This is a genomic window from Hydrogenophaga sp. (assembly GCF_036675665.1).
Taxonomy (GTDB): domain Bacteria; phylum Pseudomonadota; class Gammaproteobacteria; order Burkholderiales; family Burkholderiaceae_C; genus Hydrogenophaga.
The window spans coordinates 94,199-104,675 of record NZ_JAKFEO010000030.1 but is presented as its reverse complement, the minus strand read 5'-3'; the positions used below and the strand labels follow the sequence as shown (position 1 = coordinate 104,675).

General features: G+C 65.3%; 7 protein-coding genes. 1 reads left to right on the top strand and 6 read right to left on the bottom strand.

All coding sequences use genetic code 11. From position 1 onward, the window contains the following. Positions 1-89: 89 nt before the first annotated feature. Together htpG and V6M63_RS10870 are read right to left on the bottom strand one after the other, a co-directional pair. The gene (gene htpG, locus V6M63_RS10875; protein WP_332741680.1) at positions 90-1,952 is read right to left on the bottom strand and encodes a molecular chaperone HtpG; all 1,863 of its coding nucleotides are present in this window, start codon (positions 1,950-1,952) and stop codon (positions 90-92) included. Positions 1,953-2,100: 148 nt separating this feature from the next. Next, complete coding sequence (locus V6M63_RS10870; protein ID WP_332741679.1) at positions 2,101-3,024, bottom strand: LysR family transcriptional regulator; 924 nt, start codon at positions 3,022-3,024, stop codon at positions 2,101-2,103. A 103-nt stretch (positions 3,025-3,127) separates the two neighbouring features. On the opposite strand from V6M63_RS10870, the gene V6M63_RS10865 reads away from it, so the two are divergent. Continuing rightward, positions 3,128-4,141 (top strand): zinc-dependent alcohol dehydrogenase family protein, encoded by a 1,014-nt coding sequence (locus tag V6M63_RS10865; protein ID WP_332741677.1) that lies wholly within the window; start codon positions 3,128-3,130, stop codon positions 4,139-4,141. A 37-nt stretch (positions 4,142-4,178) separates the two neighbouring features. Here the strand turns inward: V6M63_RS10865 and V6M63_RS10860 are convergent, their stop codons facing one another. The 4 genes from V6M63_RS10860 to V6M63_RS10845 are packed head-to-tail and all read right to left on the bottom strand — an operon-like array spanning position 4,179 to position 10,415. Next, the gene (locus V6M63_RS10860) at positions 4,179-5,438 is read right to left on the bottom strand and encodes an esterase/lipase family protein (protein WP_332741675.1); all 1,260 of its coding nucleotides are present in this window, start codon (positions 5,436-5,438) and stop codon (positions 4,179-4,181) included. Continuing rightward, positions 5,435-7,396, bottom strand: a complete 1,962-nt coding sequence (locus tag V6M63_RS10855) for a PAS domain S-box protein (RefSeq protein ID WP_332741673.1) — start codon at positions 7,394-7,396, stop codon at positions 5,435-5,437. The genes V6M63_RS10860 and V6M63_RS10855 overlap by 4 nt, the downstream gene beginning before the upstream one ends. A gap of 3 nt (positions 7,397-7,399) precedes the next feature. Then, positions 7,400-7,969, bottom strand: a complete 570-nt coding sequence (locus tag V6M63_RS10850; protein WP_332741671.1) for a YfiR family protein — start codon at positions 7,967-7,969, stop codon at positions 7,400-7,402. Positions 7,970-7,985: 16 nt separating this feature from the next. Then, on the bottom strand, positions 7,986-10,415 hold the full coding sequence (locus V6M63_RS10845) for a TonB-dependent siderophore receptor (RefSeq protein ID WP_332741669.1): 2,430 nt from the start codon (positions 10,413-10,415) through the stop codon (positions 7,986-7,988). Positions 10,416-10,477 lie beyond the last annotated feature (62 nt).

Below are 10,477 nucleotides of genomic sequence, written 5' to 3'. Positions count from 1 at the left end.
GAACAGGTGCATTGCCCTGTTCCCGAGGAAACCCCCCGGGGCACAGTGTAGTCAACCGCACGCGCGACTTGCGCACCACGATCTTTCCATCAGATCAACAGGGCATTCACACGCTTGACATACGCCGCCGGATCATCGGGCAGACCGCCTTCGGCCAGCAAGGCCTGGTCAAACAGGATGTGGGCCAGATCGTCGAAGTGTTCGCTGCCCTCCAGCTTCTTCACCAGCGCATGTTCGGCGTTCACTTCCAGGATGGGCTTCACATCGGGCGCCGGCTGGCCGGCCTGCTTGAGCATGCGCGCCAGCTGGGTCGACAGATCGCCGTCTTCCACCACCAGGCAGGCCGGCGAATCCACCAGACGCGAGGTCACGCGCACGTCCTTGGCCTTGTCCTTCAGGCTTTCCTTCAGGCGCTCCAGCACGGGCTTGAAGACCTCGGCTGCGGCCTCGGCGGCTTTCTTCTCGTCTTCATCCTGCAACGAGCCCAGGTCCACCGCGCCCTTGGCCACGCTTTGCAGCGGTGTGCCCTCGAACTCGGTGAGGAAGGAGAGCGCCCACTCGTCCACCCGGTCGGTCATCAAGAGCACCTCGATGCCCTTCTTGCGGAACACCTCCAGCTGCGGACTGTTCTTCGCGGCGGCAAGGTTGTCGGCGGTGATGTAGTAGATCGTGGCCTGGCCTTCCTTCATGCGGGCCTTGTAGTCGGCCAGTGACGTCAGCTCGGTGCCTGCGGTGCTGGCAAAGCGCAGCAGCTTGGCGAGCTTGTCGCGGTTGGCGAAATCTTCGCCCAGGCCTTCCTTGAGCACCGCGCCGAACTCGGCGTAGAAGGCGGTGTACTTCCCGGCGTCCTTGCTCATGTCGTCCAGCATGGCCAGCACGCGGCGCGTGTTGCCCTCGCGGATCGCCTTCACGTCGCGACTCTCCTGCAGCAACTCGCGGCTCACGTTGAGCGGCAGATCGGCCGAATCCACCACACCTTTGACCCAGCGCAGGTAGGCCGGCATCAGCGCTTCGGCCTCATCCATGATGAAGACACGTTTCACATACAGCTTGATGCCGGCCTTGCGGTCGCGGTTCCAGAGGTCTTGCGGCGCCTTGGCCGGGATGTAGAGCAGCTGCGTGTACTCGGTGCTGCCTTCGACCCGGTTGTGGCTCCAGGCCAGCGGGGCCTGGGTGTCGTAGCTCAGGTTCTTGTAGAACTCGGCGTACTGCTCGTCGCTGATGTCCTTCTTGCTGCGCGCCCACAGCGCATTGGCCGAGTTCACCGCTTCCCACTCGTCCTGCTTCACGTAGGCGCTCTTCTCGGCGTCCCACTCTTCCTTCTGCATCAGGATGGGCAGGCTGATGTGGTCGGAGTACTTGGCGATGATGGACTTGAGCTTCCAGCGGTCGAGGTAGTCGCCAGCATCTTCGCGCAGGTGCAGGATCACGCTGGTGCCGCGCGCGGCGCGCTCGATGGTCTCGACTTCAAAGTCGCCCGTGCCGGCGCTGGTCCAGCGCACGCCCTCGACCGCCGGCAGCCCGGCGCGGCGGCTTTCCACCGTGATCCTGTCGGCCACGATGAAGCCGGAGTAGAAGCCCACGCCGAACTGGCCGATGAGCTGCGCGTCCTGCTTCTGGTCGCCACTGAGGTGGCTCATGAAATCCTTGGTGCCGCTCTTGGCGATGGTGCCCAGGTGATCCACCGCTTCGGCCTGGCTCATGCCGATGCCGTTGTCGGTGATGGTGATGGTGCGGGCATCGGTGTCGAAAGCCACGCGCACATCGAGGTTGGGCGCGTCTTCGAACAGCGCGGCGTTGTTCAGGCCTTCGAACCGCAGCTTGTCGCAGGCATCCGATGCGTTGGAAACCAGCTCGCGCAGAAAGATGTCGGGGTTGGAGTACAGCGAATGGGTGACCAGGTGCAGCAGCTGTGCCACTTCGGCCTGGAACGACAGGGTTTGTTTGCTCATGATTTCATTTTTGGCTGGGGAACGACTGACCGGCTGACACCGGATCGAATAGCGCATCGCGCGGACCGGCATTCTGGCACCGGCACGCGGACCCCGGACATGTCGACATCTCCAGGGCGGCATTCAGATGGCGATGGCCAGCACGGTTTCAAGGGGCCGCCAGCAGCGCGGGCAAGCGTTGCCCGAGCAGGTCCAGCACCACCCGGGTCTTCAAGGGCAGGCGCCGGCTGTGTGGCCACAGCAGGTGCAAGGGAAAGCCGAACGGCTCCGGCTCGTCGAACACCTGCAGCAATTGCCCGGATGCCACGGCCTGCGCCACCAGCCATTTCGGCAGGCGCACCAGGCCCAGCCCGGCCACGCCCGCCGCGCACATGGCCTCGATGCTGTCGAACACCATGGCCGGTGCGGGAATGTGCAGCGTGTCTTCAGCCCGTTCACCTTGTCCGAACCGCCACAAACCGGTGGCGCCGGCGCGGCCATACACGATGAATCGGTGCGTCGGCTGTTGGGCGCGCAGATCTGCCAGACCCGTGGGCCGGCCCCTGGCCGCCAGATAGACCGGCGCCGCATACAGCCCCATCCACTGGTACCCGACCGGGCGCGCGGACAGCACCGCGCTGTCAGGCAGTGCGCCGCTGCGCAGCGCCACGTCCACCCCGTCTTCCACCAGGTCGACACGCCGGTCATTCAGCGACACCTCCAGCACCAGTTCGGGGTGCTGTTGCGCCAGCTCCAGCAGCAATGGCACCACACACCGGCGCCCCACCACGTCGGGCAGGGACACGCGCACCCGCCCGGTGGGCACCAGCCGGCCCGCGTCGATTTCCTGCCGTGCGGCCTCCAGTTCCTGCAAGGCACGACGGCAACGCTCAAAGCAGGCGGCGCCTTCGTCGGTCAGGCTCTGGCTGCGGGTGGTGCGGTGGAACAGCCGCACACCCAGGCGCGACTCCATCACCGAAATGCTCTTGGCCACCGCCGAGCGCGTGATGTGCAGGCGCTGCGCCGCCTGCGCAAAGCTGCCCGCCTCCACGGCCGCCACGAACTCTTCCACGCCCCGAAACCGTTCGCTCATTGGCGACCTCCGCTCAACATTGTTCGGAAAATTATCCACCACACGGTCACAACTGGAACCAATAGCATCGATCGCTGGTTCCAGATCCTTCAATCCATCCCTCATGACCGACACGCCTCCCACCCTTTCTCGCTGGCAACTCAACGCCTATGGCCGCCAACACCTGACGCTCGTCCAGGAACCCATGCCCACCCCCGGGGCGGGCCAGATCCTGGTGCAGGTGGCCGCCGCTTCGCTCAACTACCGCGATCTGTTGATGATCGACAACGGCATGGGCATGCCCTTCACCGCACCCTGGACGCCCGGCTCCGACATGGCGGGGCGCGTGCTGGCCGTGGGCGACGGTGTGAAGCGCTGGCGCGCGGGCGACGAGGTGATCAGCACCTTTTTCGCCGGCTGGAGCGACGGCAAGCCCTCGCCCGACGTCTTTCCCCTGGGCGGACCCGGCCCAGGCGTGCTGGCCACCCACATGCTGCTGGACGCCCAATGGGTCACGGCGGCGCCCGCCACGCTGAGCCCCGCGCAGGCCAGCACCTTGCCCTGCGCGGCTCTGACCGCCTGGTTTGCCCTGATTGAACAAGGTGCCCTGCGCGCAGGCCAGACCGTGCTGATTCACGGCACCGGCGGCGTCGCGCTGTTTGGCCTGCAACTGGCGCGCCTGCACGGCGCGCGCACGGTAGTGGTGTCAGGCGACGCCGGCAAGCGTGCGCAGGTGCTGGCGTTGGGCGCCACCCATGCGCTGGCGCGTGATGGCGACTGGGTTGCCGAACTGCACGAACTGACCCGCGGCCAAGGTGCCGACCACGTGCTGGAGCTGGTCGGCGGCGCCAACGTGGAGCGCTCGGTGCAGGCCCTGGCGCCGGGCGGGCGGCTGTCGGTCATTGGCGTGCTGGATGGCGACCGCATGAGCACATCCGCCTACCCGCTCATCCGCCACCAGACCGTGCTGCAAGGCATCAGCGTGGGTCACCGTCGCGCCTTGGAAGACCTGGTGCGCGCCATCGACGTGAACCGGCTCACGCCCACCATCGCCGCCACCTATGCGTCCAGCGACCTGTCCGCCGCGCTGGACCATCTGGCCCGTGGCGCCTTCGGAAAGATCGTCGTCACCTTCTGACGCAGACCGGCCGGGCCCTGCCTTGCGCGGCCACCCCTCAGGGCGATGGCGCCAGCCACTGCACCAGCTGCTGCGCCACCACCGGGCTGGAGAGCAGCTCCAGGTGGCCGGTGCGGTAGACCGTGCGCTGGCTGTCTTTGGCAAACACCAGCCGGCGCGCGGCTTCATCGTGCTGGCCGAGCGCGCTGCGCAGCGGCACCAGGCCGTCGCCGGTGAGCCGGTCGGCCAGCAGGCCGCGCTGTGGGGCGAGTGTGGCGGCCACGGTGAAGCAGGCCACGCCTTCGGGCAGGGGCAGGGGCGTGCGGTGGTCGGCGGCCGATTCAAAGCGGCCGCGCCCCTGCCAGTCGGCGTCCAGCACGTGGCCGTGGCGCAAGTCGGTGATGCCGGCGCTGCGCAGCATGCCCAGCTGGGTGAACGGCAGGGTGAAGGGTGAGGCGGCGAGCAGCACATCCACGCCATGCCCGGCGCGTTCCAACGGCGCGCCGTGGTGCGGTGTGCCCAGAAAAATCAGGTGCTTGAGGTGCGCTGGCCAGTGGTGGCCCATCTGTCGGCCGTGGAACACGGCCGCGCGCGCCAGCAGCCCGCCCATGCTGTGGCCGAGCACAGTGATGGATTCGATCACCGGCCACTGCGCCACCAGGCGTTCGAGTTGACCGGCGAGCTCGCGGCCATTGATGGACGTGTGAAGGCCGCTGTTGTAGCGCACGTACACCGGCGTGCAGCCCAGTTTTTGCGCCAGGAAGGCACCGTGGTCGTGGCCGCCGCGTTGCCATTGCGTGTCGTTCATGCACAGGCCATGCACCAGCAGCAGCAGGTGGGGCGAGGCCCCCGCCAGCCTTTGTCGCAGATGGGTGGGCCGGTCCATGGGCAGGGCCTGCCCGGCCAGCCTCAATTCCATGCGTTGGGCCAGCGGATTGTTCTGCGCCAGCAGGCGGTCCCCCATCACGCCGTTGAGCGCGGCCAGCACCGCTTCGCGCCCGGGCGACGGCTCGGGGTGGGTTGAAGGGTCGTCCAGCAGTGGCAGCAGGGTCGAGAGGGCGCCGTCCAGCCCGTGGCCGACCATCGCCGTCACGCTGCGGATACCGCGGTAGATCTGGCCCGTGAGGCCGCCGGTGCGATCCAGTTCGGTGCCCGCCGACAGGCCCATCTTGCGGCGCACCGACTGGTGCACGCCTTCGGCAATGCCGATCACGCCAGTGGTGGCCTGGGTGGCCAGCCGCACCGCAGCTTGCAGGTCACTGGGCCGCAGGTGGCGCAGCACGGCCTGTCGGGTGGCGGAGGGTTTGGCGCGGGTCATCTCGTCTCACTTCCGACTGGTGCAACCAAGCCCTCGCGCGGGGGAGATGTTTGAGACGCTGTGGACTTGCCCGGGGCGATCTGTGCCGCCATGGGTTTGTCCCGTGGGAGCGAAAAGAAAAAGGTCGCGCCCCCGTCGACCTTGCCTTCGGCCCATGTCGTTCCACCGTTTCGTGAAATGACGCGGTGCACGTTGGCCAGGCCGATGCCTGTGCCCTCGAATTCATTGAGACTGTGCAGGCGTTCGAAGACGCCGAACAGCTTGTTGGCGTATCGCATGTCGAAGCCGACGCCGTTGTCCCGCACAAAGACGACCGTTTCGTTGTCGTGACCGGACTTGTCAGGCAAGCAGCCGATCTCGATGACCGTCTGCTCACGCGTCTGGGTGAATTTCAGGGCGTTTGAAATCAGATTGGCCAGCACGACCCGCAGCATGGCGCCGTCGCCGACGACCACCGGCAATTCCCCGATGCGCCAATGGATGGCCCGGTCCTTGGCTTCCGGCTCGAATTCGTGGATGACGTCCTTCACCACGGCGTCCAGATCGACGGGCGCCATCGTCATTGCCTGGCGGCCCATGCGCGAGAAAGAAAGCAGATCGTCGATCAATTCACCCATGCGTTTGACGGCCTTGGCTATGGTGTCCATGTAATGCTGGCTCTGCGCATCGAATGTGACGTCCGATCGCTCCCGAAGCAAGCCGAGAAATCCGTCGATGTGCCGCAGCGGCGAGCGCAGATCGTGAGAAACGGAGTAAGCGAAGGCTTCCAGTTCCTTGTTGGCCTCTGTCAGCTGGGCCGTGCGTTCTGCGACGCGCTGTTCAAGCTCCTGGTTGAGTTTGTGGACTTCTTCTTCCACCTGTTTGCGCTCGGTGAGATCGTAGATCAGACCCACGAATCCCGTGATGCGGCCGCCCTGGTCTCGCAATGCGGTGACGGAAAGGTTCGCCGGCACGCGAGTCCCGTCCTTGCGCGTGACGGTCCACTCCCCTTCTTCGGGCAGGCCGCGGCGCGGGCGGGCGGCAAACACCTCGAATTCTGGCGCAATCGTCTCGCCCAGTTCCGTGGACAACTCCCGGGCACGCTGCGCCACCTCTTGTGGATCGTGCCAAAGCGCAGGCGTCTGCTTTCCGGCCACCTCGTCAACGGTGTAACCCAGCAAACGCTCGGCGGCCGGGTTGAAGCTGGTGACGATGCCATCGGGGGTGACCGAGATGATGCCGTAGGCCGCGTTGGCCAGAATGGTGCGCTGGAAGGCAGCCAGTCGGCGCAAGTCGTCTTCCCGCTGCTGGATGCCGTCGAGCATGGCGTTGAAGCTCTGACCGAGGCGTGCAAGCTCGTCGGTGCCAGCGACCGGGATGCGGTGCATGTAATCCGCCCGGGCGCGGACCCGTTCGGTCGCTTCGGTGAGCGACGCGATGGGACGCACGATCGTTCGCCGCAGCACCGCCATCTGGACCAGCGTGGCGACGAGCAAAACGAGCATGCCGGCGCCAAACACCCACATGGCCTGATGCGTCTGCGCATTGAGTTGCTCCAGGCCCATGCTGATGCGCAGGCGCCCTCCTTTCGGCAGACCTTGCAGCAGTTGGGCGGCATTGGAGCCGAGGTAGATGCCGTCCGGCTTTTCTGACAACGGCTGCGGCCCGGCATCCGGGGCACGGCCGAAGCTGGCCAGACGGCGCCCGTCGTCCAGGATGATTTCCGCCTCCCGAATCTGTGGATTGGCACGCAAGGTATCAAGTATTTCCTGCGCCCGCACGGGGTCTGCGAAGGCGACGGCGGCGTCTGTACCGACGGCGACCATTTGCGCATAGGGTTCCATGATCTGCCGGGCGCGAGATTCCAGGGTCAGGGTTTGATAGAGCAGCGACCCGGCGCCCGCCGCGACGAACGCCAACAGGGCCGTTCCCCAGAGTACCAACGCGAGTCGGTTGTGAATGCTCAGATGGCGAAACATGGGTTACCTCATCTTCCGGACAACGCCGTTGTCGAGCACCTCGCTGGAGACCTCCAGCATGCGTGTCTGGATGACCAACTCCGCGACCCGGGCCTGGTCAAGGTTGATGCCCAGGCGCACCCTGTCGTCGACCTGAAAGCGGATGGTTCCCCCTTCGCGCAGAAACTCCGGTGCGTCGCCCACGGTCAGGACCGGCTTGTTCTTCAACTTGTCGAGGACGGCACGACGCCGGGCATCGTCCTTGTAGGCGAGAAAAACAATCTGGCACGACGGCAGTTGATCCAGTGCTTCGGCGCGAAAGACTTCAAATGAGCGTCCCTGCTCCTTGCGGCCCTGCAAGCTCGTTTCCAGAATGTCGCCAAAAGGATCCGGCCCCAGGACACAGATGTGCCAGGGCGTGCTGCTGTGAGGAAACGCCTCGGCCGGCCAGCGGACGTAGTGGGCGAAATTGCGCAGGAATGCCGCCTTGACCCGGTTCGGGTTGGCCGGCGCCAACTCCTGGCTGGCGACCAGACCAGGCAGATGCAGCATGCACAGCAGTGCGATGACCCACGGAGCGAAAAGGGTTCTCATGGATTCGGCGTCGCCATCAGAACCGTGCAACAAATGTGAGCAGGAACTCGCGCGGGCGTCCGCGCGTGCTTTGCGAGGGCCGGTACTTCTCGTCGGTGAGGTTCCTGCCCATGAGGTCGACACTCATCCGCCGGCCAAACGACCGCCACGCGTAGCCGATGCCGGCGTTGATGAGCGTGTAGGTCTGGCGGGACGAAGCCGGCCCGTCCGGCAGGATCGTCTGGTCGCGCACGAAGTTGGCGCCGCCGACGACATAGAGCCCATGCAGGCCCTTCTGCGTGAAGTTGTAGCGCGTCCAGAGGTTGGCGAGATGTGGCGCGCTCATCTGCAAGGGCGCGTTGTGGAAGCGCAGCACGTTCTTGTAGTTCGCCTGCCCGGAGGCATCGAGCGTCGTCGGGTCCTGCGCAAGAATGGCCGCGTCGTTGCCGCTGAACTCGGTGATGCGGGCCTTCATGCGGCTGTAGGAGAGATACAGCTGCCAGTTCTGGGTCAGCGCGGCCGTCGTGTCCAGTTCGAAGCCGCGCGAGCGCTGTTCGCCGCTCTGGACGTTGTAGATGACCACATTGCCCAGTGCATCCGTGACGGCCAGGTCATTGACGATGTTCTTGTTGCGGATGTCGAAGAAGGTGAGCGTGCCGGAGAGACGGCCCTCGAACAGGTCGGCCTTGAGACCGATGTCGTAGCCGCGCCCCTGGGTGGGTTCGGCCGCCGTGCTTGTCCCATCGGGGTTGTTGAGGATTTGCGTACCGGGAACGAAGGACTCGGCGTAGGAGGCGAACACCGCGAGACCCGGCGTGAACTTGTACAGCACGCCATATTGGGGGGTGACCGCGCTGGCGCTGATTTTTTCCTGGGACAGGCCTGTCAGGTGATTGACGAGCTGGCTTTCCGTGGCGGTTCTGCGCCATCCTGCGAGCACGAGCAGGCTGTCGCCGAAGAAGCCGAAGGTTGAACCACCATAGACCGACCTGTCCACATAGTCGGTGGTGGTGTCGGTCGCGTTTTCAGTCAGCGCGGAGCGCGGGATCGCGACATGGCGGTTCCAGGTGGCGGGATCGCTCAGGTCCCAGAGCGGCAGCGGCGACGCCGTGGGAACGCTGCCGAGCGCCGGGTCGTTGGGCGCCTGCGCGGCCCAGTTGTCGAACCTGCGGCGGCTGTATTGCCCGCCAAAAAGCAGGCGCAGGCTGGTCTCGCCCAATTGGTATTTGCCGACGGCATGAGCCCCATAGGTGTCGTCGACATTGGTGTAGGTCTGGCCCCTGAAGCGGCGGCCCTGCATGAGCGTGGAGTTGTTGGCCATGCCGAGGTTGCCGGAGAAAAGCGCATCGATCTCGTACGACTGGCGGGAGTAGCCAGCGCGCAGGTTCCAGTGATCATCCGCCTTGAAATCCAGCCATGAACTCAGGGCTCTGGTCTTGCTGCGACGGTAGTCCGCGTAGGACATGCTGTTCCAGTTGTCCGGCAGGCCGGGCACGTCGACGCCGGAAAGATTGGGGTCGGCCGCGGTCGGCACAATGCCGGCCTGGGTGTTGTAGCCGGGCTTCTGCATGACCTGCGGCGTTTCGATCTTGTCGAATGCTTCGTACTTGAGCGAAACACTGACGCTGCCGCTGGGCCGCCAGAGCAGCGAGGGCGAGAAGTTCCGGGAATGCGCGTCGTAGGGCTTCCAGTAATCGATGTCCTGCTCGTGGGAAGCCGCGATCCGGTAGAACAGCGTTTCCGTTACCGGCCCGGTGACGTCGGCATCGAACCGGTATTGACCGTAGGAACCCGTGCGCGCTTCGGCGGTGGCGGCGAACGTCCGCTGCGGGGTTTTGGTGATGACATTGACGATGCCACCGGGAGCCACTTGCCCATAGAGAAACGAAGCCGGCCCCTTGACGACCTCCACACGCGAGATGTTGGTGAAATCGAAGATCGAGGGGCCATGGAAGCCATCGCGCAAAACCTGAACGTTGCCCGGCGTGGCGCTGACGGCGAAGCCGCGGATGGCGAGGTTGGCGTTGCCCTCGTTGAAGTCGTTGCTGCGGTAGGTGACGCCCGGCGAGTAGCGCGCGATGTCGAAGAGGTTTTGCGGCTTCTGGTCCTGGATGAAGGACTCGGTGAACGCCTGGATGGCGAACGGCAAATCCCGGATCGGCGCGTCGAAGCGAGAGCCGGACACCGAATTCGAGGCGCGGTAGCCCTGGTCCAGGTGCGTGGAAACCTCGAAGGGGGACACCCTGACGTTGACCAGGTCCACGATGTCCATGCCGGCAACATCCATCGTCGGACGCTCCGACGATTCGTGCCTGCCGGCGTCGTCCGCCATGGCATCCAGCAGCGGCCACAGCAACAAGCCAGGCGCCAAGCTGATCGCAGCGATGCCACGAGCCAGGTGTTCCACCATTCGATCGTCATGCTTTGCGCGGCCCTTCACCAGCAGGCGTGCCTTCATCTCAAGCATGAGCAGTCTCCTCAGCACGGTTTGATGGGCATCGACCTCGAAAGCTCGGACCTCACCCTTGC

Excerpts from the sequence above, each read along its gene's own strand:
- V6M63_RS10855 (WP_332741673.1), bottom strand. The coding sequence starts at position 7,396 with ATGTTTCGCCATCTGAGCATTCACAACCGACTCGCGTTGGTACTCTGG.
- htpG (WP_332741680.1), bottom strand. The coding sequence starts at position 1,952 with ATGAGCAAACAAACCCTGTCGTTCCAGGCCGAAGTGGCACAGCTGCTG.
- V6M63_RS10860 (WP_332741675.1), bottom strand. The coding sequence starts at position 5,438 with ATGACCCGCGCCAAACCCTCCGCCACCCGACAGGCCGTGCTGCGCCAC.
- V6M63_RS10870 (WP_332741679.1), bottom strand. The coding sequence starts at position 3,024 with ATGAGCGAACGGTTTCGGGGCGTGGAAGAGTTCGTGGCGGCCGTGGAG.
- V6M63_RS10850 (WP_332741671.1), bottom strand. The coding sequence starts at position 7,969 with ATGAGAACCCTTTTCGCTCCGTGGGTCATCGCACTGCTGTGCATGCTG.
- V6M63_RS10845 (WP_332741669.1), bottom strand. The coding sequence starts at position 10,415 with ATGCTTGAGATGAAGGCACGCCTGCTGGTGAAGGGCCGCGCAAAGCAT.
- V6M63_RS10865 (WP_332741677.1), top strand. The coding sequence starts at position 3,128 with ATGACCGACACGCCTCCCACCCTTTCTCGCTGGCAACTCAACGCCTAT.